Here is a 26,469-nt window from a genome sequence, read left to right as displayed (position 1 = left end):
CAAAGTCATTTGAAGGGTTTAAGACTAGGATTCTGTCTAAGATAACGGCATTGACTGTTATTCAATATATCAATAAATTTATCTTTGACCGAAATATTAATAATATTAAAATTAGCATTATTTAAAATGCACAACGGGTTAAGATATATAAAAATACCTAATATTAGGTATTGTATTGTTTATTTTTTATTCAAAAATTTGTTAGGCTATTAATTAATTCTTAGGGAGAGTTATTTTAAACATTTGTCTATTGTTTAATTCAATGGGCGTTATAAGAGCTGCAAGAAATTGTGGCTCTTTTTTTTGCTCTAAACTTAAATGTTTGAACTTTCAGTTTTTGAGGTTGATGCGCGTTTACCTACTGCTATTACTTTGATTTGTGTTCCTCTTTTTTTATAAAAGTTATTTTAAGTTTTAAAGTACCTTTTGGATTTACCCTTCTTAATACAAGAATGTTGTCTTTTAGTTTGTAGTTGTAGTTCAACACTATTTTTTGTTCTTGAACCATTAGTGAAAGTTTTAAATTTTCTTTAGAAGTCTCCCATAAACCTTTGTGTGATTCAAGTTCTCCTGAACGCATATTGCTGGACTGTTTAAAACTTTTATTATCCATAAAAAATAAATCCCAAATTGAGTTCTCTGAGAAGAGGTTTTCATGAGTTCTAGTGTTTATGTCATCATTATTGATCACTTCAAATTCAAAAATATTCCAAGTTCCAATTAAGCCAGTTTCTTGAGCTTTGGTAATAGAAATTGAAATAAGGCACACCAATAAGGTAATAAAGGTTTTCATGATTTTTTAATTATTTAATGAGATTTTCATCGATTAGTTCAGGAATCCCTTGGGGGAATCTAGCAAACTTATGTAGCTCATGCCATTTTACATCATCTGGGATTTTCATTCTGTAAGCTCCTCTGGCGTGGATTGAGGTGCTATATGTTGAAACTAAATTAATTGGAAGAGAGAACACCATAAAATATCCATGAACTAGGGAATTTATATTTAATAAGCCCGCCCATGTATTTAATTTTTTTTGGTTGTCACTGGTTAAAGATACTAATACATGTGCATATTTAATGTCATTTTGCTTAATGCTAATTATTTTTTCATTTTTTACCGGTAAAAGTTTGATATATTTGTCTTTAACCTCAATGATTTCAGCTATCTCCCGACTATGACTTTTTTTTGTGGTATATTCTAAGTATAGGCCCTTTACATGATTTTTAAAATCTTTTGGAGCACTCAAATATTTTGGAGTGCTACAGCCCCATACAAAGATTACACAAACAAATATTTTAAGCAGATTTTTCATTTTATATTTGTATACCTTGAGTTCCAAAATACATCTTCCATTTCATCTTCAATAATTTTGTATTCTACGGCTAAACTTGCCCATACTTCTTTGTTGTTAGAAAGCATTTTTTTGAGTTTTTGAATGTTTTTATTTCTAAGCCAATTAGACCTAATCCATTCTAAATAGTATCCTTTACTAGTTACAAATACTTCATATTCATCCTGATTCATTAAATCTGGTAATCTAAACATGAAATCATATTCATTTCCGGGGAACGATGCTAAATACTTTTCATCATCATTAATGATTTTCTCCAATTCAGCAGGGAATCCGTTAAGAGTCTTTATTTTTGAAGGATATATGTGGTTGACTAAAGTAGGCTCTTTTATCTCTGTAAGACCCAGATAGTCAATACGCCATAACCCTTTGGTTAATTCTATTTTAATTTTTAATTGACCATTTTTTGTTGATATTTTTGAAATGGGTGAGATAATCAAGTTTTTAGAGATTGGACCTGTCTCATATATTTCATCAAAAAACTGCCATTGGCGGTTTTCATTATTCCAAGCATATAATTTTATTTTACCTAATAATTTAAAAGGATTGCTTAGTCGCTTTTTAATGGAACTGTTGGTTTCAATTTTGGCAAAATAGTCGCCTACTTCATCACCCATAAATGAAATCCCGCTATAGAGTAAAAATGTTGTTAGTAATGTTTGCCTAAAGTTGATTACTAATCCTTGAGTATTATCAGAAACACCATTAAAATCTAAATAAATTTCTTCTTTTTTAGTGAGATCGTGCTCATCAGTTTTAGAAAAAAATTCTTGGTCATCAATTTCTAAGACTTTGTTTAGAATATTTGTTCCATCTATAGTTGCTCTTTTTGGGGGTAATATATGATTGGATTTATAAAATTTATTTCTTTGGTCATGAAAGACATATTCCGTTTTCTTTTTTGGGATGGCCGTTAAAAATAATTCATTTAATAAATGAGTTTCAAAGGCTTCATTTTTCATTGTTAAATGAAATTCTTTTCCAGATGTTTGTGTTCTCAATGCATCCATATCTGTTGCTTCCAGTGCTGGTGAAATCGAACTTGAAAACCCTTCGGCCTTGGCGTCGTGGATAGACAGACTGTTATTAGTGTAAAAAGTTGGGCAAGAGCCAAAGCAGGCTTTAGGGTTTGTGATGCAAACGGCATCTAAAACAAGATTAACTCCCGTTAGAAGAGAAAGACCTGCTATTCTCTCTTTATCTTTAGATTTTATAGCTTCCAGTTGATTGGTTTCTATAATGGCAACTTCATTAATCTCAAGGGCCATGGACCCATCTTTTATTTCATTTCTGTTAAAGTCAAAAAGCTTTCCTTTGCCAAGTATTGAGTCTTTTGAGTCATTTAGAAGCCATTCATTTAAAACACTAACATCTCCATTTTTTAAATGAACTTTGAAGAAATCGTTTTCGAATGAATTTTGATGAATAGAGTCATTATAAGTTCCATAGGTTTGTCTAAAATCTTGTTTTATATATAGTTTACTGCATGAGTAGACTATAAACCCTATGAAAATAAGGATCGTGAGGAATGCAGTAGTATTTCTTATGAACTTTATCATTGATGATCTGTTTTGTATGGCTGGTCAAAGTTTATTTTTGGGCTTCATAAGTTAGGAATATTTGTAAATAATTTATATGAGCTACATCATAGGTGATATTTTCAAATATTTGTAACTTAATAGTTTATGCTTGATTGTAAATTAAGGTTTGAAAATAATCTGTCTTAGACAGGCCGCAGAATTGCTAACAACCTTAAGGCTTTTTTGTTTAGAGTGTTTTCTTCTTTTGTCATTTATACAGTCTCTTTTACTAGATTTATTAATAAACATTTAATGTTATATAATCTTTAATAAAACGTAATTCATGACTATTGTCAGGTTAGAGAGTAACTGGTTTTAATATTTTTACAACTTAATTTAAATTGTAAAATGTTATGGAAAATATATACAGTAGTTGGTATCATCCTTATCAACCTGCAAAAGCATATAGTAAACGTGTAGCCTATTTTAGTATGGAATTTGGCATCCATCAATCTTTCAATATCTATTCTGGTGGGTTAGGTTTTTTAGCCGGTTCTCATATGCGTTCTGGTTTTGAACTCAAACAAAATATGATTGGTATTGGCATGCTCTGGAAATATGGGTATTATGACCAAGCAAGAAATGATGACCAAACTTTAAAAACTGAGTTTAATGAGAAACATTTCAACTTTTTAGAAGACACAGGTATTGAAGTAGAGATTAAGCTTCATGATAATCCGCATGTAAAAGTAAGGGCCTATGTTTTAAAGCCCGAAGTTTTTGGAACAGTGCCCATGTATTTTTTAACCACAGATGTTGAAGGTAATGATCATCTTTCTAGAACTATTACCAATCATTTATACGATAAAAATCCAGTGACTCGTGTGTCTCAAAGTATTGTTTTAGGTATTGGTGGTACTAAAGTGGTTGAGGCTTTAGGTGGCGCTGATACGTATCATTTAAACGAAGGACATGCGCTACCAGCTTTTTACTACTTGCGTGATAAAGGCGTTACAAAAGAACAGATGGTTTTTACAACCCATACACCAGAGCTTGCTGGAAACGAAGAGCGCGATGCTAGACATTTAAATAGATGTGGTTTCTTTGGAAGAACCTACACCAATGAAGAATTAGAACGAGAAATGGTTAATGGCGGCATGATTAATTATACTGTTTCGGCTTTAAGGATGTCAAAAAGGGCTAATGGTGTATCCAAATTACATGCAAATGTAGCTAATGATATGTGGAAAGGTCATTCTGGAATTAGTGAAATTATTCCCATTACAAATGCTCAAAATCAAAACTTCTGGCAGGATGACACTATAAAAGAAGCATGGCTGAAAAAGGAGGTAGACGCTTATAAAGCAAGAAAATTTGAATTAAAAAAGGAATTGTTTGAAGAGGTGCATAAACAAACCGGAAAACGTTTTGACCCTAACGTACTCACCTTTGTATGGGCAAGGCGTTTTGCAGCTTATAAAAGAGCTGATTTACTACTTCATGATTTTGATCGTTTTAAAAGGCTTATATCTAATCAGAAATATCCAGTTCAAATAATTTGGGCAGGAAAGCCGTATCCGTTTGATTATGGTGCTATTGATTTATTTAATCATTTGGTTCACCATTCTAAAGGAGAGCCAAATTTAGCGGTACTTATTGGATATGAAATTGAATTGTCGAAGAAATTAAAATGTGGTTCAGATATTTGGTTAAACACGCCTAGAATTACAAGAGAAGCATCAGGAACTAGTGGTATGACGGCTGCTATGAACGGTTCTGTTAATGTTTCTACTAACGATGGTTGGATTCCTGAGTTTGAAAAGGATGGTGAAAACTGTTTTGTATTACCCGCACTAGACCATAATTTACCAACTTGGGATCAAGATAAAATTGATAGTAATAATCTATATCATATTTTAGAGCAAAAAGTAATTCCAACCTACTATATAGATCCAAGCAAATGGCAAGATATTGTTTTTAAGGCCATGGATGATGTTATACCTGAGTTTACAACACAAAGAATGGCTGATGATTATTACAAGAAATTGTTCTGATTTTTAATAAAGATAGAATCAAATCTTAATATAAAATGTAATAAAAAATCACAAAACTTGCATTTAAACTATTAATTAGTTTTTTTGAGGAATATTAATTTTAGTTCAATATACTTAAAATAAGAATACTCAATCTATCTTAATGATAAGATTAATATTTGAAATTATGAAAAATCTTATTCTATATGTGCTTGTTTTTGATGTTCTCATTTTTGTACTCACAAGCAGAAAACTCTAGGTTTAGTTATAATGCTAAGGGGTGAAATTCAAAGGAGGTAACTGTTGAGATTTCTGGAATGACTAAAGAAGATATGCTTTCTAAAGTTAATTGCTTGATGAAAAATTTGGAAATCCTGATGAAGTTGTTGATTTTGATGGAGAAGAAAATGAACTTGATACTGATGGTAAAAAAAGAAAAGTAACAAGCTTCGTTTTAATGGCATTACTCATAATGCTATTTGTTTTACGAAAAATGACACTTATGCCTGTGAAAACTTAGAATATACCATAGGCATAAGTTTTTTGACGATGAATATACCTTTATACCAATAAAAATTTCATACCGTACACCTTTTAAAAAGGAAAAACAAAACATATAAATAAATACTAGTAATTTTCATGATGTCTCAGGAAACCCTAATGGAGGATATGAAAAAATTGAGAACAAATTGAGGATTTTTAAATAAAATGAACAGAAGTTTATTGAATTATTAACAGATAAAAACCAAGAAGTAGAATGTTGAAAAATAATTTTACTGTAAATAGTAATACCTCTTATCTATTTTCTGATAAAGGTTTTTTTATTCAATATATTTGGTGTTGATTATTTTATAACATGGAGAGCATTGTAAACTTTATTATTTGGGCGGCCTTAATTCAAGGTTTTTTGCTAGCCATGGTGTATATTTTTTCAAAGAAGTATAAAAGCTTCTCTAATTTTTTTTTGGGGATGTTTTTGTTAAGTCTTTTGTTTGAGGCTTTTACAACCGTTCTTCCTTTTGATAATATCGGTAACTATTCCATAGGCGGATATTTTACTTTACCAGAGGTGAAACTGTTTATTCCGTTATTTTTCATGCACTATGTGTTGGAGAAAATTGGTGGTTCTTCAAAATATAGAACCTTCTTAAGGGTTAATTATATTTTAGCTATTTTAATAAGTTGTGTTACACTATACAATCTATTTTTATTTGTATTTAAATCTATTGGAATATCAGATTTATTAGAGTTTACCACACTAGATAGAATTCATTTAGCGCTTCAGTCTTATGCTTTTGTAATTGTTATAGTTGCTTTTACAATTTCAGTAAAAGAAACACTTTTATATAGAACCTTGGTGAGAAACGAATATTCAGATTTTAAAATGCTACAAATTAAATGGTTGTGGCAGCTAATTTTTATGCTTTTACCAGCTATTATTTTATGGGGTATTGAATTGGCACATATTCTTTTCATTGGAAATAGTGTGAATAATATAGTGATGATGACTTGGGTTTTTGTGGCAATTTTTCTGTACTTCCTAAGTTTTAAAGCGTTTAGACATCCAGATTTGTTTGATAAGTTGCCAGAAAGCATTTTATCTCACAAATCCGATAGTGATACTAAAAGTATAGGGCATCATTGTAATAAAAATCAAAGCGAAAAGATACAGGCTTTTATGTCTGAAAATCAATCTTACTTAAGTCAAGACTTAACCTTATACCAATTTTCAGAGGCCTTGAATATGTCTCCAAGACTAATTTCAACGTGTCTTAATAATAATATAGGTTTTAACTTTAACGAATGGGTGAACAGTTTTAGGGTTGATAAAGCTATAGAGTTAATAAAGGCCGATACCAAAAATATACTTTCCATTGAAGGTATAGGTCATGACTCTGGGTTTAAGTCTAGATCTGCTATGTATGCCGCTTTTAAAAAGAAAGTAGGTTGTTCTCCAGGATATTACCGGACATAAATCATGTCCTGAATTCGGTAATTGCTACATTCTTCATTTTTTCAACATGTCATTTGGTTATAGTTTTGCTGCTGTAAAATTCAATCAAAATAAAACAATTATGAAAAAATTTAATCTAATTTATGTATTAACACTTATCGTTTTTAGCTCTTGTTCAGAAGATCGGTTTATAGGTTCGGGAGATACTATTTCAGAATTTAGACAAACCAATAATTTTAATAGGATTTCAAGCGAAGGTACCTTTGAAGTTACCGTAACAAAGGGAAGTACACAATCGGTACAAATCATCGCAGACGATAATATCATTAATAGGGTGCAAACCAATGTTGTAAATGGTAAATTAAAGTTGCAATTAAAAGAAGGGAACTATAGCAATGTGCATTTAGAGGCTAAAATAACAGTCACTGATTTAAGAGGTGTCAGTAATTCAGGTGTTGGAAATTTATACGCCTCTGGTATTACAGATGTTGATGTTTTTGAAATTTATAACAGTGGTTCTGCTAGTATTTATGTAGACGGGAATTGTCGTTTAATTGATGTTGAAAACGAAGGTTCAGGAAGCATTCTAGCATTTGATATGCTATCAGAATCTTGTAAAATAGATAATACTGGTTCTGGAGAAGTTGAAGTGAGTTGTGAATCTAACCTTGATGTTACTATACAAGGTAGCGGCAATGTGTATTACAGAGGAACGCCATCAATAAATATTAATATTGAGGGGTCTGGAAGTTTGATAAAAGACTAAAGAATATTCTTTAAAACCGAAAAAAGCTTTCTAATTTAAAAAGCAGTTAAGAACATTAGGAAATGTTTTCCAAGGATAAAGTATTGTATAGATTTTGAGCCCTTACATTCTGATTCCAGATTTATAGCCGTTGTTAATAAAATAGATATGAGATGATTTTTTTAGCAGATTGAGTCTTTTTTAGTTTGAAAAGTTGCAACAAAAAAGATTAAGAGATTTAGAGCTTTTATAATAATAAAGCGAACCATTTGGTTCGCTTTATTCTATTTGTTAGAAGATTATGTTTCTATTACAATGCCACTAAATCGCCTGCTTCATTTTTAGTAGGCAAGTCAGATTTACCCATCAAATAGATATCCACTTGACGAGCAGCTTCTCTACCTTCTGAAATGGCCCAAACAATTAATGATTGTCCACGACGCATATCTCCAGCCGTAAATATATTAGGGATATTCGTTTGATATTTACCGTATTCTGCTTTGTAATTTGAACGCGCATCTTTTTCAATACCTAATTTATCGGCTAAGGTGCTTTCTGGTCCTGTAAAACCAAGTGCTAGTAAAGCTAAATCACAAGGCCATGTTTTTTCTGAACCTTCAATTTCAATAAGTTTTGGACGTTCCCCTGGAATCATTTGCCATTCAACATTAACTGTTTTAAGAGCAGTCAATTTTCCATTTTCATCAGTAACAAACTCTTTAGTGTTTATTAACCAATTTCTATCACATCCTTCTTTATGAGAAGATGATGTCTTTAATTGTAAAGGCCAATATGGCCAAGGTGTAGTTGGCGAACGATGTCCTGGAGGCTTAGGCATAATTTCAAAATTAGTAACCGATTTAGCTCCTTGACGGTTTGATGTACCAATACAGTCTGAGCCTGTATCACCACCACCAATAACAATAACATCTTTACCAGTTGCTAATACTTGGTTTTTAACTTCTTTTCCAAAAACAACTTTAGTTTGTTGTGTTAAAAAATCCATTGCTTGAACAACACCATCAGCATCAATTCCTGGTGTTGGCAGAGTTCTTCTTTCGGTTGCTCCTCCACATAAAACAATAGCATCAAAGGCTTTTAATTCCTCAACATCATAGTTTACACCAACATTAACATTGGTCTTAAAAGTGATGCCTTCGGCTTCTAAAATAGCTAAACGACGGTCTATAATTTCCTTTTCCATTTTGAAATTAGGAATACCATAACGTAATAGACCTCCTATTTCATCGTCTCGTTCAAAAACAGTCACCGTATGCCCAGCTCTATTTAACTGTTGGGCAGCTGCTAAACCAGCAGGACCAGACCCTACCACAGCTATAGTTTTCCCAGTACGAGTTTTGGGAGGTTGTGGTTTTATCCAACCTTCGGCAAAGGCGCGCTCCACTATATTTTTCTCTATATTTTCAATGGAGATGGGATCTTCAATAATTCCTAAAACACATGCTTGTTCACATGGTGCTGGACATAAGCGCCCCGTAAACTCAGGGAAGTTATTGGTAGAATGAAGTATCCAAGAAGCTTTTTGCCACTCGCCTTGGTGTACCATATGGTTGAAATCTGGAATTAGATTCCCTAACGGACAACCACTGTGACAAAATGGAATACCACAGTCCATACAACGTGATCCTTGTTTAGTAATTTCTTCCTCAGATAAAGGCACAGTAAACTCTTTGTAATGCTTTAAACGGTCTTCAACCGGTTTGTAAGATTCGTCTTGTCTATCAATTTCTTTAAATCCTGTTACTTTTCCCATGACCTTATGCTATTTCTAATTCTTCAACCATTGGTTCCTCGTTAGCTATTCTCTCTAACGCTATCTTATATTCTTTAGGCATTACTTTAACAAACTTTGATAAATAGTGCTCCCAATCAGCTAATATCTCTTTACCTCTGTTACTGTTAGTATATGCTACATGATTGGCTATTAATTCTTTTAACTCTGCCTCATCAGCTTCTGTAATTGGATCGAAATCTATGGTTTCCTCATTACATAAACCATTTGTAAATTGCCCAGATTCATTTAAAACAAAGGCATATCCGCCACTCATACCAGCTGCAAAGTTTCTTCCTGTTTTACCAAGAACTACTATTTTACCACCAGTCATATATTCACAACAGTGGTCTCCAACACCTTCAACAACTGCCGTAGCCCCTGAATTACGAACTGCAAAACGCTCACCAGCAATCCCATTTATATAGGCTTCACCGTGAACAGCACCAAATAAACACACATTACCAACAATAATATTCTTTTCGGCCACAAAATCTGCTTTGGCAGGTTTCTTAACAATTAATTTAGCTCCAGACAGTCCTTTACCAAGATAATCATTGGTATTACCTTCTAAAGTAAAGGTTAAACCATGAGCACCAAAGGCACCAAAACTCTGACCTGCAGACCCAGTAAAGTTTATATTTAAAGTGTCTTCTGGAAGCCCTAAGTGGCCATATATTTTGGAAATTTCATTACTAACAATAGCTCCAACGGTTCTATCAATATTACTTATTGGATAAGTCAAATTCATTTTCTCTTTTCTATATAGTGCTCTATGAGAATCTTTAAGAATGGTGAAATCAATTACCTCATCTAAATTATGATCTTGCTTTTCGGTATTTCTAATCGTTAAATTATGATACTCTGCTGGCCTGTGTAAAATACTGGATAAATCTAATCCTTTAGCTTTATAATGATTAATTGCCTTACTAGCATTAATTTTTTGAGTTTGACCTACCATTTCTTCCACAGTTCTAAATCCTAACTGCGCCATAATACCTCTTAATTCTTCAGCAACATAGTAGAAGAAGTTAATGACATGCTCTGGTGTGCCTTTAAAGTTTTTACGTAACTCTTTGTCTTGAGTAGCTACACCAACCGGACAGGTATTTAAATGGCATTTACGCATCATAATACAACCCGAGGCAACCAATGGAGCGGTAGCAAATCCGAATTCCTCAGCTCCTAATAAAGCAGCAATTGCAACGTCACGCCCCGTTTTTAACTGTCCGTCACATTCTACAACAATTCTACTTCTTAAATTATTAAGAACCAAAGTTTGTTGTGCCTCAGACAGCCCAAGTTCCCAAGGTAAACCAGCATGTTTTAATGAAGTTAATGGTGATGCTCCTGTACCACCGTCATAACCTGAAATTAATACTACATCAGCTTTGGCTTTAGCAACACCAGCTGCAATGGTTCCCACGCCTACTTCCGACACTAATTTTACATTGATTCTAGCCTCTCTATTGGCATTTTTTAAATCGTAAATCAACTGTGCTAAATCTTCAATAGAATAGATATCGTGATGTGGCGGCGGTGAAATCAACCCTACAAACGGCGTTGAGTTTCTTGCGGCAGCTATCCACGGCAATACTTTTTCACCAGGTAACTGACCACCTTCACCGGGTTTAGCGCCCTGAGCCATTTTAATTTGAATTTCTTGGGCATTAGTTAAGTAGTGTGATGTTACCCCAAAACGTCCGGATGCCACTTGTTTAATTGCAGAATTTCTACTATCTCCATTCACATCTTTTTGGAAACGACGTCTGTCTTCACCACCTTCACCAGAATTAGATTTTCCTCCAATTCGGTTCATGGCAATGGCTAAGTTTTCATGCGCCTCTCTAGAAATAGATCCGTAAGACATAGCACCTGTTTTAAAACGCTTAACAATCTCTGTCCATGGCTCTACTTCTTCAATAGGAATTGGATCTAGTCTATCAAACTCAAACAAACCACGAATAGTCATTAAGTTTTCGGCTTGTTCATTTATAGTTTTCGCATAAATATCGTAACTCTTCTGATCGCTTAATCTCACCGCTTGCTGCAGTTTAGCAACCGTAGTTGGATTAAACATATGGCGTTCACCATTTCGTCTCCAACGATAGTCACCTCCAATATTTAAACCTAAACGATTTTTTATTAAGGTATCTGGATAAGCATATTTGTAACGCTCATTTATTTCTTTTTCTATTTCGTATAAACCGATACCTTCAATTCTTGAAGCAGTATATGGGAAGTATTTTTCAACAAATTGCGAATTAAAACCAACAATTTCAAAGATTTGAGAACCTCTGTACGAATGCAGTGTTGAGATTCCTATCTTATTCATAATTTTTAGTATACCTTTTCCAATCGCCCTGTTAAAGTTGGTTACTGCTTGTTGCTCATCTATATCCGAAATAAAGCCTTCTTTTACCTGCATTCTAATAATTTCATTCACCATATATGGGTTGATGGCCGAAGCACCATAACCAAATAAAGTAGCGAAGTGATGTGGCTCACGAGGCTCTGCAGATTCAATAATGATATCAAAATATGAACGTTTACGTAAACGGTTCATTTGGTGATTTACGTATGAACAAGCTAACAATGCCGGAATAGGTGCAAAATCTTTATTTACGCCTCTATCGGAAAGAATAATAATGTTAGTCTTTCTATCTATAGCTTTTTCAACTTGTATAATAATATCTTCTAAAGCATCTTCTAAACCATTTAATCCTTGTGCTTTTGGATAAAGCATGTGAATGGTTTCAGCTTTAAAACTTTCAATTTTAATAGTTCTGATTTTTTCTAAATCAGCATTAGAAATTACCGGATTCTGGATACGCAGCTTTCTACATTGCCTTTCGGTAATACTAAAAATATTACGGTCTTTACCGAGATTTAAACTAATATCGGTTACAATCTCCTCACGGATCCCATCTAATGGCGGATTGGTAACTTGTGCAAACAGTTGTTTGAAGTAATTTGAGATAAGTTGAGGTCTGTCTGATAAAACAGCTAAAGGCGTATCAATACCCATAGAACCTAAGGCTTCTTTTCCCTTTTGAGCCATAGGAGTTATCACCTCCTGAATATCTTCAATAGTATAATTAAATAAACGCTGACGTGTTTTTATATCGATAGTCTCTATCGGGCAGGTATCGTTAGTGTAAGCTACGTCTCTTAAGTGTAATCGTGTTTTATCTAACCATTCTTGATAAGGCCTTTCAGAAACAATTTTATTTTTAATTTCTTCGTCATCAATGATACGTCCTTCGTTCATATCAACTAAGAACATTTTTCCAGGCTCTAATCTACCATGTAATTCAACATCAGCAGGATCTACATCAACCACACCAACTTCTGAAGACATGATTAATTTACCACTCTTGGTTAAGGTATAACGTGATGGTCTTAAACCATTTCTATCTAATAAAGCACCAATATAATCACCATCTGTAAACGGCACAGAAGCAGGACCATCCCACGGCTCCATAATACAGCAATTGTATTCATAGAATGCTTTCTTTTCCTTGCTCATGGTTTTGTGTTTCTCCCATGCCTCTGGAATCATCATCATCATAATTTCTGGCAATGAGCGGTCTGTATGTGTTAACAGCTCCACCACCATATCCATAGAGGCAGAATCTGATTTATCCGGAATTACAATAGGGAAAAGTTTTTCTATTTGCGGTCCAAAAACCTCACTTTTCATAATTTCTTCGCGTACACGCATTCTACTCACATTACCACGAAGCGTGTTAATTTCTCCATTTTGACACATAAAACGGAATGGTTGCGCTAGCTCCCATGCCGGCATGGTGTTGGTAGAGAAACGTTGGTGCACCAGTGCTAATCTTGTAACCAAGTCTTTTTGTTGTAAATCTGTGTAGTACGGCCCGATATCTTCAGGCATAATGATACCTTTATATATGAGCGTTGTGGTAGATAAACTGGGCACGTAAAAGTAGTCTGATTGAGATACCTTAGAAAGCCTAATTTCATGTTCTGTAATTTTTCGCGCAGCGTATAGTTTAGCTTTAAAATTAGCTTCAGTGGTTGCTTCGGTTTTACCTATAAAAATCTGTTCTATATTAGGCTCTGAAGCTTTAGCAATCTGACCTAATTGAGAAGAATCTACAGGCACTTGTCTCCAGCCTAAAACAGAGAGTCCTTGCGCTTTTACTTCACGCTCAAAAACGTCTTTGCAATATTGGTATTGGTTTTTAATTTTAGGTAAGAATACCATACCTACAGCGTACTCTCTTTGAGCAGGGATATTGAAATCACAAACACGTTTAAAATAATCGTGAGGGATATCAATTAATAAACCAGCACCATCACCTGTTTTTCCATCGGCACTAACCCCGCCTCGGTGCTCTAATTTTACCAAAATCTCTAACGCATCGTGGATGATTTGATTTGTTTTTTCACCTTTAAGGTTACAAATAAAACCAGCACCACAATTCTCGTGTTCAAATTCCGGTGAATACATTCCTTGTTTCTTCAGCATAATCAACTAATTATATTGGTTTAAAAACGCGACTAAGTAAGCGAAGATAGTTATACATTTTAATATAATAATAATAGCTAATTCATTATTTCGATTTTGTAAACTAAGTCAGGTTTAAAATAATTATATATCAATATATATAGGGTTTTTTAATAAATATTCAAAGTTAAAAAATGAAGCATAAATACAGATATCTGAATTAATATCAACAAAACATAAAATAAACGAAATAAACCTTACAAAAAAATAGAAAAAACTGACAATTTTTCAAACATACCTATTGTTAAAAATTCATAAAATCAAAAAAATAACATAATACCCCTAAAAAAATAGGGTTAAAATTAAAATATTTATAAAAATGAATTAATACCCCCTCTTTTTTATGGGGGTTAAAACTATTTCATATAGATTTGACCCGTTCTTAAGGAAAATTAACTATTAAAAAAATTAATCTTTAAAATGAAAACAATCATGAAAAAATTATTTACTCTTACAATGCTTTTAGTAGCAACTGTTATGTTTGCTCAAGAAGAGGAAAAGTCACCACTTACTATATCTGGTAGTGTTGATGCTTATTATCAAACGTATTTAACAGCTCCAGATAACGATGCGCCTACTTTTGGAACTGCTTTTGCTGGTAAGTCTGGTTTTGCGTTAGGTATGGCTAACTTAGTTGTAAGCTATGAAGGAGAAAAAGCAGGAGCTGTACTTGATTTAGTAACTGGTCCTAGAGGAGCTGGTGCAACATTTGCTTCAGATATCGTTGATGGTATCGTTAATCAGGCTTATGTTTACTGGAATGTATCTGAAGGTACAACTTTAACTTTTGGTAGATGGAATACGTTCTTAGGTTACGAAGTTATTGCTCCAGCAGCAAACTTCAACTACAGTTGTTCTTATTTATTCTCTAGTGGTCCATTTTCACACATGGGTTTAAAAGCTGATTTCACTTTGTCTGATGACGTAAGTTTAATGTTAGCAATTACTAACCCTTGGGATACCAATGATATTTCTATGACTGGGGAGTATGCTCTTGGGGCTCAGTTAGGAGCTTATGGTCAATATCTTAACTTATACTACGATAGTGGTAATAGTGGAGGTTTAGGTTTTGAAATTGATTATACAGGAGGTTTTGATTTATCAGACTCTTTCTACTTAGGAATCAATGCTGCATATAATGATAATGATGGTTCTGGTTTTTACGGTGCTGCATTATACCCACAAGTTGCCACTTCTGATAGTTTCTCAATTGGTTTAAGAGGTGAGTACTTTGCTATACATGGTGATGGAGACGATTTACCATCTGTATTCGCTACTACTTTAACAGGAAGTTATACAACAGGCAATTTAATTATCAAGCCAGAAATTAGACTAGATGCTTTAACTAATCAAGACGATGGTCAATTTTATGGAAACTTCGTTGACAGTGATGGCGTTGGTACTGATAGTCTAGCTGCCTTTACTTTAGCCGCAATCTACGCATTCTAAATAAAACAAATTACTTACGCATCCTTCTTAAGGATGCGTAAGTGCCTTAAAATAATTACTAACCATAAAACACAAATATTATGTCGTTACTTAATATGCCCCTTTTTATTCAAGACACCGCCGCAATTGAAGGCGATATGGGAATGTTGTGGATGCTAATTTCTGGTATCTTGGTATTCTTAATGCAAGCAGGGTTCACATTGGTTGAATCTGGATTTACACGTTCTAAGAACGTTGTTAATATCGCAATGAAAAATGTTCTAGATATAGCCGTTGGATCACTTGTCTATTGGTTTGTTGGGTACTCTTTAATGTACGGAGACACCAATGGTTGGGTTGGTTGGAGCGGTTTAATGTTTAACCAAGGTCCTGCTGATTTGTTTTTCCAAACAGTATTCTGTGCAACTGCAGCCACTATAGTATCTGGAGCCATTGCAGGTAGAACTAAGTATAACACTTATATCATTTTCTCAATTGTAATGACTGCATTTATCTACCCTATTGCTGGTGGATGGCAATGGAACGGTGATGGATGGTTAGCTCAAATGGGCTTCATTGATTTTGCTGGTTCTTCAATTGTACACGCTGTTGGTGGATGGGCTGCATTGGTTGGTGCTGCTTTAGTTGGTCCTAGATTAGGTAAATATACCGCTGATGGAAAAGCTGTTGATATTCCAGGTCACAATAAATTACTAGCTGCTTTAGGTGTATTCATCCTATGGTTTGGTTGGTTTGGATTTAACGGTGGTTCTCAATTAGCTTGGGGAGGTGACGATGCTGTAGGTGCTTCTATGGTAGTGTTAGTTACAAACCTAGCAGCTTCGGCAGGTGCTGTTGGTGCTTTAATTATATCTTGGATTAAGTACAAAAAACCAAATTTAGATATGACACTTAATGGTGCTTTAGCCGGTTTAGTAAGTATTACTGCTGGTTGTGGTAATATGAGTGAGTTTGGTGCTATTGCTGCTGGTTTCATTGGAGGTATTATTGTTGTATTCTCTATGGAGTTTGTAGAGCAAAAGTTAAAAATTGATGATGCTGTTGGGGCTTTCTCAGTACACGGTTTAGCTGGTGCATGGGGAACACTCGTAATTGGTCTTTGGGGTATAGATGGCGCTACTGGTATTGGTCTATTTAACGGTGGTGGTTCTGAGCAATTTGTAGCTCAATTAACAGGTACTGCAGCTTACGCTATATGGGCAGTTGTTGTCTCTTTCATTTTCTTCTTTATTCTTAAGAAAACAATGGGACTTAGAGTTACCGAGAAAGAAGAAATTGAAGGTCTTGATTTATCAGAACACGGTGCTTTAGCTTATCCTGGTAAGAGACAAAGAGAAATTGAAGACTAATTTGAAAAAAAAGTTTTAAACTATACACGCTTTAAGTTTATAATTTAAACGTTTTCAAAATATAAATTTCAGCTACTAAGCTAACTTTAAAAAGGATGCCAAAAGAATAATTCTTTTGGCATCCATTTTATGAAAACCTGGAATTATAAAGACGTGAATTATTAGGCTAAATTTAATATGTTACATTTAAGCAAATTATTAAAATTAAAATATTATGAAGAAAATTGAAGCAATTATTAGAAAATCCAAATACAGTGCAGTGAAGGAAGCACTTCATGCTGTGGGGGTAAACTTCTTCTCTTACTGGGATGTTACCGGTTTGGGAAATGAAAAAGAAGGACATGTATATAGAGGTGTGTCTTATAGTACAAGTGATATCCAACGTAGATTTTTATCAATTGTTGTAAACGACGACTTTGAAGAAGTAACCATTAAAGCAATTCTTGAGTCTTCTGCTACTGGTGAAGTAGGCGACGGGAAAATATTTGTTTCCGACGTATCAGAAGTTTATAGAATAAGAACAGGAGAAAAGGGTGGAGACACTTTAAAATAAGAACATTTAAAAAATTATTAATAATATTATGGAAGGACTATTTACAGCTAACAACGTATGGATGATGATCTGTACAGCACTCGTTTTCTTCATGCATACTGGTTTTGCATTTCTAGAAATTGGGTTAACAAGACAAAAAAATACAATCAACATTTTATTTAAGAACATCTTTATTATTACAGTTGGTTTATTATTATACTACATTTTAGGTTTCAATTTAATGTATCCGGGATTTGAAGAGGGTTCTGCAGGGTTTTTTGAGTTTGCAGGATTTGGTATTGCACCTCCAGAAGGTGGAATGACTCCAGAGTATGCTGATGGCGGATACACTTGGTGGACAGATTTCTTATTCCAAGGTATGTTTGCTGCTACTGCGGCTACTATTGTATCTGGAGCTGTAGCAGAGCGTATTAAAATTGGACCATTTATGATTTTCACCATTATTTATGTTGGAATTATTTACCCACTTGCTGGATCTTGGAAATGGGGTGGTGGTTTCTTAGATATGAGAGAAACCCCTTTTTATGATTTTGCAGGTTCTACATTAGTACACTCTGTAGGGGGTTGGGCTGCTTTAGTAGCCGTTTGGTTACTAGGTTCTAGAATTGGCAAATTTAAAGATGGTAAACCACAGGCTATTCCTGGTCATAGTATTCCAATGGCTACTGCCGGTGTATTAATTCTATGGTTAGGATGGTTTGGATTTAATGGTGGTTCTGTATTATCTGCAGACCCAGAATTAACATCTTTAACTTTAGTGACTACCTGTTTGGCTGCTGCAGCTGGTGGTGTAGTTGCTGCATTTGTGTCATTCTTAAAGTTTAAGAATTTAGATTTAACCATGTTCTTAAATGGTATCTTAGGAGGCTTAGTTGGTATTACTGCTGGCGCTGATCAAATGACCCCAGAAGATGCTATTATGATAGGAGCCATTGCTGGTGCTTTAATTGTATTTGCTGTTAGCTTTATTGATAGACTTAGATTAGACGATCCAGTAGGTGCTATTGCAGTACACTTAGTTTGTGGTATCTGGGGTACTTTAGCAGTTGGTATATTTGGTGCTTTGGCTGGAACAGATCAATTTATTAGTCAGTTAGTTGGCGTATTATCGTATGCAGCTATTTGTATACCCTCAGCCTTTATTATATTCTTTATAATGAAGAAAACAGTAGGAATAAGAGTTTCTGAAAAAGAAGAATTAGAAGGTTTAGATGCCCATGAACACGGAATGGATGCCTATCCAGACTTCCGTTTGAATGAGCACTAATATTCAAATTAATTTTTAGTTAGTGAAAGGGTGTCTTAAAATTTTAAGATACCCTTTTTTTTGGTCTCTAACCTAGAGGTGCAAAAACCCCAAGCATAAGCTTGGGGTTTTGTTTTTTGTCTGTAATTCTTGGGGAGGTATACCGTAGAAATCTGTTAAATGAATATTTCCAATTTTCTTATTTGGTGCTTAAGCTTTAGAGATTGTAACACTTCAACTTCGTTCAGTTTAGGCGCCCAAAAATTTCTCTTAATGAAAGCTTATTTGAAGTGTTTTGTAACCTTAAACTTGCCTGTACTTGATCTTACAAGAATGTTGCTTAGGGTGGTAGCAGGAAGATACTGAAACAAGTTCAGCCTTATAAAATTAAAGACATATAACTTATAATTTAGCAAAGGATAGATGTGAATTGTGTATAATAAACAACAAATAAAAAGGATAGACTTTATAGTCTACCCTTTTTAATTTTATAAAAAAAGTATTTAACTTTTAAGCAGAATTTCTACTAGCGTTAATATTTCCAAATAAGGAACGAGTTACGATTTTTTCAAAAATCTTGATTTTTTCTTCGTCCTTTATATCTTCTTTATTTAACTCTTGAATCTTTTTAAGTGCGTACTGCTGAATAGTTAATAAAGGCAATACAATAGATTCTCTAACTTGAATAGATGCTTTGCCTGCTGGCTCATGTTCCATTAATTCTTTATAACCAGTCACCTTTAGTAGTAAGCGTTCTGTTTCAAGGTACTCTTTGTAGATTAAAGACCAGAACTCACCAAACTCTTCATCTTTGGCCATATATTTAGTAAGGTCAAAGAAAGATTTTGTTAATGACATCATACTATTTTCTAACAAGGTTTTAAAGAATTTTGAGTTTTTGTAAAGCTGTTCTACTTTATGGAACTCTCCGTTTTCTTCATATTTCTTTAACGCAATACCTACGCCATAAAAACCAGGAACATTTTGCTTTAACTGGCTCCAAGACCCTACAAAAGGAATGGCTCTTAAATCTGAAAACACCAACTTATCTGAGTTTCCTCTTTTGGACGGTCTACTACCAATATTTGTTTTAGCATAATACTTTAAAGTACTCATACGCTCTAGGTATGGAATGAATTTGTCATGATTTTTAAAGTCTTTGTATGCTTGATAACTTGTTTCTGCTAAATCATTCATAACCATTTTATCTTCGGCAGATAAAGCGTTATCACTTTCGCCAATTCTATTAAAAAGACCAGAACTTATTAATTGCTCTAAGTTAAATTGAGATGATTTTTTAGTTCCGAAGTTAGCACTAATGGTTTGTCCTTGAATGGTTAACTGAACTTCTTTATCCTCAATGGTTGGTCCTAATGATGCGTAGAAATTATGTGTTTTTCCTCCACCACGTGCTGGTGGGCCACCTCTACCATCAAAGAAAATTGCGGTAATATCATATTTTCTAGACATTTCAGTAAGCCGTTCTTTGGCTTTAAAAATACCCCAGTTAGCCATTAAATAACCTCCGTCTTTAGTCCCATCAGAGAAACCAAGCATGATGGTTTGCTTATTGCCACGCTTTTCTAAATGTGCTCTGTATACAGGATTAGTATATAATTGTTCCATTACAGACGGTGCATTTTCAAGGTCTGTAATAGTTTCAAAAAGCGGCACAATATCAACGGTTAAATCATCGGCAAAAGCAACCATTTTTAACATAGCAAAAAGTTGCATAACGTTAAGAGCCGTTTGGTTGTTACTAATGATATATCTATTAGCACCCTTTTCACCATTAAAACTCTGAATTTCTTTTATGACATCAATAGTTTTTAAGGTGTTTGAGACCATTTCGTCTTCAAAACTGTCATAATCAATATCTTCATCACCAACTTTAGAAAGAATATCTATTTGTTCTGACTCTGATAATTCATGATAATTTTTAGGGAATGACTTACTTCCTTTTTCAATTAAATAATCTACAACAGTAGTAAATACAGAATGGTGTATTCTGCTATCTTGCCTGATATCTAAAGTAGCAAAGAAATAACCGAATAAGTGTACACGATTTATTAAATCGTTAATTTCATTTTCATATAAGTGTTGATGTTCTTCAACAATGATATTTCTTATGCTCAATAATTCTAGTAAAAGCTCTTTAGCAGTAATAGCCTTTTTGTAGTTTAAATCTATACTGTATTTATATATTGTTGTTTCAAGCTTTATAATGCGCTCTTCTACACCTCTAAAGGTTAGTTTTCGTCTAAGATCTTTTAGGTCTGTGTAGTACTTTCTTAAAATAGCTTGTTTTAACTTTTTAGCTACTTTTAAAGTGGTGCTTGGTTTTACAAATGGGTTTCCATCTCGGTCACCACCTGGCCAAAATCCAATATTGATAATATCATTGTGTTTTTTTCCATCATCAAAAATATTCTGTTGAATGTAGTTGTAAATTTCACTGAACGAATGATAAAATACATTCTCTAAATACCATATTAAACTTTTAGCTTCAAAGTAAGGTGTAGGTTTTTTTCTTTTAAAGAAAGGTGTTTTACCTAATTGACCAAAAAGGTTATTAATATCTGTAAGATTATTTTCTTCTATGGCTTTTGCCAAATCTGTAATGATAGCTAAAACAGACCCAGGGTAAAATTGTGTAGGGTGCGCAGTTAAAACAATTCTAACTTTAAACTCTTCCAAATATTTTTTTAGTTCGTCTAATTTATTGTTAGATCTGGCAAAACCTTTTAAATACCTCAAAGTACCAACGCCTTCCATATTATTTACTGTAGAGAAAGCAGCGTCTTCAATAGCATCAAATAAAACTACCTGCCTTTCAATATACTGGATAAAACGGAATAATAAATTAATTTGACTTTCTGCAGAACGTCTTGCTTGATATTTTTTAAAGAAGGTTTCAACTATGGTGGTTGGATCATCTCCGTTAGCAAACCCTTTTTCGCAAGTTTCATGAAATAAAGGAAGTAAAACCCCCGTTTTTGTTACGCTATCAAAAGGCAATGTCATAAATATACTGTTGTATATTTGATATTTTGACATCACACTTTGGTTAAATCGTTTTAATTTTGGTTCTATAGACATAATTTGCTCTAGTGTAAATTAGGCGTAAAAATAATAAAGGATTAGCAAAGACCCTAAACGGTTTGTAATTTTATTGATTTACTGCCATAAATGAACTGTAATTAACAAATATTGAAGAAACTTACAGTATCATTCAATATTTAGAACTGATATTATAGCGAACAACCTATTTGTAATTTCCTAAGTAAAAAAATGGTGTTTCTTTTTTAACAAGGCATGATATAAATCATATTCTCTTAACGTGCACTCCAATACTTTTGACGGTTAAACTTAATAACATGAAAAAAACACACTCATTTCACATTCCTGTTATGGGTATTGGGTTCACTATAGACTCCCCATTTAAGGTAGCGCAATATGGTATTGATTCTGTAATTTCTTTAGTAGATGACATTCTATTGGAAAAATTAAGAAAGATGTATTGCGAAAAATTTGAAATGCCTTATACCGAAATCACCAATAAAGTAAATGATTTTAGATCAAAACGAATTACCTCATATTTAAACCTGATGAATGATTTGGTTGACAGGAAATTTGAGTCACTCAAAAATTATTCTTCCGAGAAAGTTGATGATATTAAGGCTTACTTAAATATGCTTCCAAATGGTAATAAACTCAAAGAAGATTTTACAAAACTTACCAAAAAAGGATTAAACACCCATGAAATTAAAAATTGGGTTTTCAAAAACTTAAATAAGGGAAGTATTGATGTAAACATCATGACCAAAGTTGACAAAGAAAATTATTTTAAAAATGAAAAATTACCTGCAGAGTACAATGATGCACATGCTGCTCTACGAGGGTTTGCAAAGAGTAATTTAAACGCAGCTGTTATCCTTTCGGCCGGATTAAATCCAAAGTTATATACCTACATGTCTCAATTTGATGACTTTTATCCTGATGAAAACGGACAATTTAAAAAACGTATCATCTTAAAAGTAAGTGATTATAGGTCGGCATTAATTCAGGGTAAATTTTTAGCAAAAAAAGGACTATGGGTTTCAGAGTATAGAATAGAATCTGGTCTTAATTGTGGTGGGCATGCCTTTGCAACCGATGGCTTTTTAATGGGGCCGGTTTTAGCAGAATTTAAAAAGAATAGAGAACCATTGAGAAGTACTATTCAAGAACTTTTAAGCAAATCATTAGAAAGCACTAATCGCCTCATACCTTCTAAACCTTTAAAACTAGAAATTTCTGCTCAAGGTGGTGTTGGCACTCATGAAGAACATGAGTTTTTAATACGTGAATACGCTTTAGATTCTGTTGGTTGGGGCAGTCCTTTTTTACTGGTTCCAGAAGCTACAACGGTTGATGATGAAACTTTAAAAAAGTTAGCTAAAGCCAAAGAAGATGATTTATATTTAAGCAATATATCGCCACTTGGGGTGCCTTTTAATAACCTTAAGCACAACACCAAAGACAGCGAAAAAGAATATTTTATTACCAAAGGAAAACCTGGTAGTTCATGTCCAAAAAAGTTTGTGGCTTTAAACAAAGAGTTTACGGAAAAAGGAGTTTGTACAGCTTCCAGAAAATATCAAAATCTAAAAATAAAAGAAGTACAATCAAAAAATTTATCTTCTAAAGAATATCAAATTCAATTAAATAAAATAACCGAAAAATCATGTACTTGCGTAGGTCTGGGTACGTCTGCATTATTGGCTTATGGCTTAGATACAAAGGTTGAAGGCAAAGGCGTTTCTGTTTGCCCAGGCCCCAATATGGCATATTATTCAAATGTGATGAGTTTAAAAAATATTACCGACCATATCTACGGGCGTGATAATATGATTTCCAGAACAAGTAGACCTCATATGTTTATAAAAGAACTCAATATTTACACTGATTTTTTAAAGAATAAATTTGAAAATATAAAGCAAAGTTTCAACCTTAAAGAAGTAAAATATTTGCAAACCTTCTCTAATAATATGCAATTAGGAATAGCATATTATAAGGAATTATTTAGTAACGTAACTAATTTATTTGAAGACATTAAAGTTTCTGCTTTAAAAGAATTAGAAAGAAATGAAGCTGCCATAAAACAAATTCAGACAGGTATTAATAGCTTGTCTTTGGTCTAATAACAATAGATGTTGAATAAATGACTATTTTAGTTTTGTTAATGATTTTAGCATTAGCTTAACAATTGTTTAATGAATTTATAAAAACATTATTAGTTCTTAATTCATCGCCTTTTTTTTAAGTAAAGCTAATTCATTGAAAATTATAATTAGGATATTTGCATTTTGAAACTTGGTTAACTTCAATCAAAATTAGTTTTATATTTATTTTAGAAAAGGGTTTTAATGGATTTAGTTAGGGAAATAAACCGATTAAGAAAGGAAAAGAACGCTATTATTTTAGCACATTACTACCAAGATGGTGCTATACAGGATATTGCAGACTATGTAGGTGATAGTTTGGGTTTAAGTCAACAAGCTGCTGAAACCGATGCAGATATTATTGTTTTTGCAGGCGTTCATTTCATGGCAGAAACTGCTAAAATTCTCAGCCCTTCCAAAAAGGTTGTCTTACCAGATTTAAATGCGGGTTGTTCTCTGGCAGATTCTTGCCCGCCAGAGGCTTTTAAAAAATTCACAGAGCAACACCCAGACCACATTGTAATTACTTATGTGAACTGCTCTGCAGAAATAAAAGCATTAAGTGATATTGTTTGCACCTCGTCAAATGCACTCAAAATTGTAAATTCAGTCCCTAAAGACACGCCTATTATTTTTGCTCCCGATAAAAATTTGGGACGTTATATTATTAGAGAAACAGGAAGAGATATACTACTTTGGGATGGTAGCTGTGTAGTTCATGAAGCCTTTTCAATGGATAAACTCATTGAATTACACAAAAAACACCCAGATTATAAAATTATAGCCCATCCAGAATCTGAAACACACATTCTAGATACAGCTACTTATATTGGCTCTACTTCAGGGATGATTAACTACGTAAAAGAGCATCAGGATGAAAAGTTTATTGTAGCTACAGAGGCCGGTATTTTACATAAAATGCAATTGGAAATGCCCAACACAGAATTGATTCCTGCACCTGCTGTAGAAGATAATACCTGCGCATGTAGTGAGTGTCATTTTATGAAAATGAACACGATGCAAAAATTGTATGATTGTTTATTAAACGAATCTCCTAGTATTGACGTTCCAGAACCTTTAAGAAGCCTTGCATTGCTTCCCATAGAGCGCATGTTAGAACTTTCTAAATAAGATGTTAGAAACTAACTACTTAGTAATAGGCTCCGGTATTGCAGGTTTAACATTTGCTGTAAAAATAGCAGAAAAGTTTCCTAAACGAACGGTTGTCATTGTTACTAAAGATAGTGAAGACGAATCTAATACTAAATATGCCCAGGGTGGTGTGGCTGTGGTACTTAATACTGAAGAAGATTCTTTTAAAAAACATATTGAAGACACCCTTATTGCTGGTGATGGTTTATGTAATAAGGAAGTTGTAGAAATGGTAGTAAAAGAAGGTCCTCAACGCCTAAGAGAACTTATTGAATGGGGGGCTAATTTTGATGAAGACAACGATGGTAATCTTGATTTGGGTAAAGAAGGGGGCCACTCTGAATACCGAATTGTTCATCATAAAGATTTAACTGGAGCTGAAGTAGAACGTACCTTACTTAAACGGGTGCATCAATTGCCAAATATTACCTTGTTATCTCATCATTTCGCCATTGATTTGGTCACCAATCATCATGTAAAAGAAAACAACAAGGAAACTTTATCTTGTTACGGCGCCTATGTTCTGAATGAAAAAACCGGAAACATTTTTACTATAAAATCTAATGCTACATTATTAGCATCAGGTGGTATTGGCTGTGTATATGGACATACAACCAATCCTGTAATTGCTACTGGAGATGGTATAGCCATGGCATATAGAGCTAAAGCTAGAATTAAAGATATGGAATTTGTGCAATTCCACCCAACAGCGCTTTATCAAGAAAAAGGAGAATCAGCGTTTTTAATCTCCGAAGCCGTAAGAGGTTTTGGAGCTTACTTAAGAAATGGTAAAGGCTATAGATTTATGCCAGATTATGATGACCGAGCAGAATTAGCCTCTAGAGATATTGTATCTCAAAGCATTGATGCGGAGTTAAAAAAATCTGGGGATAACAATGTATACCTAGATTGTACCCATTTAGACATAGAGGGGTTTAAAAAACACTTTCCCACTATTTATGACAAATGTTTATCGCTTCATATAAATGTAGAAACCGATTGGATTCCTGTGGTACCAGCATCTCATTATCTATGCGGAGGTATTAAAGTGAATAAAAAAGGGAAAACCACAATTAACAACCTTTTCTCTTGCGGTGAGTGTTCAAGAACCGGATTGCATGGAGCTAATAGGTTAGCATCAAATTCATTATTAGAAGCCTTAGTGTATGCCCATAATATCTATAAACATCTTAGTAAAAAGGATTGTAAAAGTCTCAATGTTCAAATTCCCGAATGGAATGATGAAGGCACCGTAATTCCTGATGAGCATGTTTTAATAAAACATAATCTTAAAGGTTTGCAAGCCTTAATGCGAGATTATGTAGGTATTGTACGCAGCAACAGACGTTTAAAAAGGGCAATAAAACATTTAGATTTAATTTATAAAGAAGTTGAAGATTTATATCGAGAGTCTAAAATTACTGCTTCGCTTTGCGAACTAAGAAATATGATTAATGTATCACACTTAATTATAAGTCAGTCTTTAGAACGAAAGGAAAATAAAGGCGGGTATTTTAATAAGGATAATGTTAAAAACAAGTAGTCTTAGGCTAATAATTAGAATAAAAAAAGGGCTCAAT

General features: G+C 33.6%; 17 protein-coding genes and 1 pseudogene. 12 read left to right on the top strand and 6 right to left on the bottom strand.

The window, feature by feature from the left end; genetic code table 11:
* Nucleotides 1-125 (top strand): annotated as a pseudogene (locus E1J38_RS02620) (IS982 family transposase); the annotation flags it as partial.
* 242 nt (nucleotides 126-367) lie between these two features.
* Here the strand turns inward: E1J38_RS02620 and E1J38_RS02615 are convergent.
* From E1J38_RS02615 to E1J38_RS02605, 3 genes are read right to left on the bottom strand one after another with little or no spacing between them, the layout of a single operon-like run.
* Entirely contained in the window at nucleotides 368-793 is a 426-nt protein-coding gene (locus tag E1J38_RS02615) for a hypothetical protein (protein WP_133354182.1), read from the bottom strand.
* A gap of 10 nt (nucleotides 794-803) precedes the next feature.
* Nucleotides 804-1,313, bottom strand: a complete 510-nt coding sequence (locus E1J38_RS02610; RefSeq protein ID WP_133354184.1) for an LSm family protein — start codon at nucleotides 1,311-1,313, stop codon at nucleotides 804-806.
* The gene (locus E1J38_RS02605; protein WP_133354186.1) at nucleotides 1,310-2,911 is read right to left on the bottom strand and encodes a hypothetical protein; all 1,602 of its coding nucleotides are present in this window, start codon (nucleotides 2,909-2,911) and stop codon (nucleotides 1,310-1,312) included. Before E1J38_RS02605 ends, E1J38_RS02610 begins: the two co-directional genes overlap by 4 nt.
* Before the next feature lie 374 nt (nucleotides 2,912-3,285).
* Here E1J38_RS02605 and glgP point away from each other — a divergent pair, with 374 nt between their 5' ends.
* The 4 genes from glgP to E1J38_RS02590 all read left to right on the top strand — a co-directional run bounded on the left by glgP (nucleotide 3,286) and on the right by E1J38_RS02590 (nucleotide 7,625).
* A complete protein-coding gene (glgP, locus tag E1J38_RS02600; RefSeq protein WP_133354188.1) occupies nucleotides 3,286-4,926 on the top strand; it encodes an alpha-glucan family phosphorylase in 1,641 nt (546 codons plus the stop codon).
* 328 nt (nucleotides 4,927-5,254) lie between these two features.
* Entirely contained in the window at nucleotides 5,255-5,425 is a 171-nt protein-coding gene (locus tag E1J38_RS15055) for a hypothetical protein (protein ID WP_186525804.1), read from the top strand.
* A gap of 336 nt (nucleotides 5,426-5,761) precedes the next feature.
* On the top strand, nucleotides 5,762-6,880 hold the full coding sequence (locus E1J38_RS02595; protein WP_133354190.1) for an AraC family transcriptional regulator: 1,119 nt from the start codon (nucleotides 5,762-5,764) through the stop codon (nucleotides 6,878-6,880).
* A 100-nt stretch (nucleotides 6,881-6,980) separates the two neighbouring features.
* On the top strand, nucleotides 6,981-7,625 hold the full coding sequence (locus E1J38_RS02590) for a head GIN domain-containing protein (protein ID WP_186525803.1): 645 nt from the start codon (nucleotides 6,981-6,983) through the stop codon (nucleotides 7,623-7,625).
* Nucleotides 7,626-7,914: 289 nt separating this feature from the next.
* On the opposite strand, the gene E1J38_RS02585 is transcribed toward E1J38_RS02590, so the two are convergent.
* Both E1J38_RS02585 and gltB read right to left on the bottom strand, forming a co-directional pair.
* Entirely contained in the window at nucleotides 7,915-9,378 is a 1,464-nt protein-coding gene (locus E1J38_RS02585) for a glutamate synthase subunit beta (RefSeq protein WP_133354194.1), read from the bottom strand.
* Between the two features lie 4 nt (nucleotides 9,379-9,382).
* Entirely contained in the window at nucleotides 9,383-13,897 is a 4,515-nt protein-coding gene (gene gltB, locus E1J38_RS02580) for a glutamate synthase large subunit (protein ID WP_255449761.1), read from the bottom strand.
* Nucleotides 13,898-14,368: 471 nt separating this feature from the next.
* On the opposite strand from gltB, the gene E1J38_RS02575 reads away from it, so the two are divergent.
* From E1J38_RS02575 to E1J38_RS02560, 4 genes are all read left to right on the top strand, one after another.
* Nucleotides 14,369-15,385, top strand: a complete 1,017-nt coding sequence (locus E1J38_RS02575) for an outer membrane beta-barrel protein (RefSeq protein WP_133354196.1) — start codon at nucleotides 14,369-14,371, stop codon at nucleotides 15,383-15,385.
* An 80-nt stretch (nucleotides 15,386-15,465) separates the two neighbouring features.
* Complete coding sequence (locus E1J38_RS02570; RefSeq protein ID WP_133354198.1) at nucleotides 15,466-16,734, top strand: ammonium transporter; 1,269 nt, start codon at nucleotides 15,466-15,468, stop codon at nucleotides 16,732-16,734.
* Nucleotides 16,735-16,948: 214 nt separating this feature from the next.
* A complete protein-coding gene (locus tag E1J38_RS02565; protein ID WP_133354200.1) occupies nucleotides 16,949-17,287 on the top strand; it encodes a P-II family nitrogen regulator in 339 nt (112 codons plus the stop codon).
* A gap of 28 nt (nucleotides 17,288-17,315) precedes the next feature.
* A complete protein-coding gene (locus E1J38_RS02560; protein ID WP_133354202.1) occupies nucleotides 17,316-18,554 on the top strand; it encodes an ammonium transporter in 1,239 nt (412 codons plus the stop codon).
* A gap of 489 nt (nucleotides 18,555-19,043) precedes the next feature.
* On the opposite strand, the gene E1J38_RS02555 is transcribed toward E1J38_RS02560, so the two are convergent.
* Nucleotides 19,044-21,632 (bottom strand): phosphoenolpyruvate carboxylase, encoded by a 2,589-nt coding sequence (locus E1J38_RS02555; protein WP_133354204.1) that lies wholly within the window; start codon nucleotides 21,630-21,632, stop codon nucleotides 19,044-19,046.
* Nucleotides 21,633-21,910: 278 nt separating this feature from the next.
* Here E1J38_RS02555 and E1J38_RS02550 point away from each other — a divergent pair, with 278 nt between their 5' ends.
* The 3 genes from E1J38_RS02550 (at nucleotide 21,911) to nadB (ending at nucleotide 26,432) form a co-directional block, all read left to right on the top strand.
* The gene (locus E1J38_RS02550) at nucleotides 21,911-23,716 is read left to right on the top strand and encodes a hypothetical protein (protein WP_133354206.1); all 1,806 of its coding nucleotides are present in this window, start codon (nucleotides 21,911-21,913) and stop codon (nucleotides 23,714-23,716) included.
* A 225-nt stretch (nucleotides 23,717-23,941) separates the two neighbouring features.
* On the top strand, nucleotides 23,942-24,868 hold the full coding sequence (gene nadA, locus E1J38_RS02545) for a quinolinate synthase NadA (RefSeq protein ID WP_133354208.1): 927 nt from the start codon (nucleotides 23,942-23,944) through the stop codon (nucleotides 24,866-24,868).
* A gap of 1 nt (nucleotide 24,869) precedes the next feature.
* Nucleotides 24,870-26,432 carry an L-aspartate oxidase gene (nadB, locus tag E1J38_RS02540; RefSeq protein ID WP_133354210.1) on the top strand — a complete coding sequence of 521 codons (1,563 nt, stop codon included), beginning with the start codon at nucleotides 24,870-24,872 and terminating at the stop codon, nucleotides 26,430-26,432.
* Nucleotides 26,433-26,469 lie beyond the last annotated feature (37 nt).

Origin of the sequence: Seonamhaeicola sediminis (assembly GCF_004358095.2) — a bacterium.
Classification (GTDB): Bacteria; Bacteroidota; Bacteroidia; order Flavobacteriales; family Flavobacteriaceae; genus Seonamhaeicola; species Seonamhaeicola sediminis.
Note: the sequence above shows the minus strand (reverse complement) of the source record. Positions and strands in the feature narration are given on the sequence as shown.

Excerpts from the sequence above, each read along its gene's own strand:
- E1J38_RS02585 (WP_133354194.1), bottom strand. The coding sequence starts at position 9,378 with ATGGGAAAAGTAACAGGATTTAAAGAAATTGATAGACAAGACGAATCT.
- E1J38_RS02615 (WP_133354182.1), bottom strand. The coding sequence starts at position 793 with ATGAAAACCTTTATTACCTTATTGGTGTGCCTTATTTCAATTTCTATT.
- E1J38_RS02570 (WP_133354198.1), top strand. The coding sequence starts at position 15,466 with ATGTCGTTACTTAATATGCCCCTTTTTATTCAAGACACCGCCGCAATT.
- E1J38_RS02565 (WP_133354200.1), top strand. The coding sequence starts at position 16,949 with ATGAAGAAAATTGAAGCAATTATTAGAAAATCCAAATACAGTGCAGTG.
- E1J38_RS02610 (WP_133354184.1), bottom strand. The coding sequence starts at position 1,313 with ATGAAAAATCTGCTTAAAATATTTGTTTGTGTAATCTTTGTATGGGGC.
- E1J38_RS02555 (WP_133354204.1), bottom strand. The coding sequence starts at position 21,632 with ATGTCTATAGAACCAAAATTAAAACGATTTAACCAAAGTGTGATGTCA.
- glgP (WP_133354188.1), top strand. The coding sequence starts at position 3,286 with ATGGAAAATATATACAGTAGTTGGTATCATCCTTATCAACCTGCAAAA.
- E1J38_RS02550 (WP_133354206.1), top strand. The coding sequence starts at position 21,911 with ATGAAAAAAACACACTCATTTCACATTCCTGTTATGGGTATTGGGTTC.
- E1J38_RS02560 (WP_133354202.1), top strand. The coding sequence starts at position 17,316 with ATGGAAGGACTATTTACAGCTAACAACGTATGGATGATGATCTGTACA.
- E1J38_RS02605 (WP_133354186.1), bottom strand. The coding sequence starts at position 2,911 with ATGATAAAGTTCATAAGAAATACTACTGCATTCCTCACGATCCTTATT.
- E1J38_RS02590 (WP_186525803.1), top strand. The coding sequence starts at position 6,981 with ATGAAAAAATTTAATCTAATTTATGTATTAACACTTATCGTTTTTAGC.
- gltB (WP_255449761.1), bottom strand. The coding sequence starts at position 13,897 with ATGCTGAAGAAACAAGGAATGTATTCACCGGAATTTGAACACGAGAAT.
- E1J38_RS02575 (WP_133354196.1), top strand. The coding sequence starts at position 14,369 with ATGAAAAAATTATTTACTCTTACAATGCTTTTAGTAGCAACTGTTATG.
- E1J38_RS02595 (WP_133354190.1), top strand. The coding sequence starts at position 5,762 with ATGGAGAGCATTGTAAACTTTATTATTTGGGCGGCCTTAATTCAAGGT.
- nadA (WP_133354208.1), top strand. The coding sequence starts at position 23,942 with ATGGATTTAGTTAGGGAAATAAACCGATTAAGAAAGGAAAAGAACGCT.
- nadB (WP_133354210.1), top strand. The coding sequence starts at position 24,870 with ATGTTAGAAACTAACTACTTAGTAATAGGCTCCGGTATTGCAGGTTTA.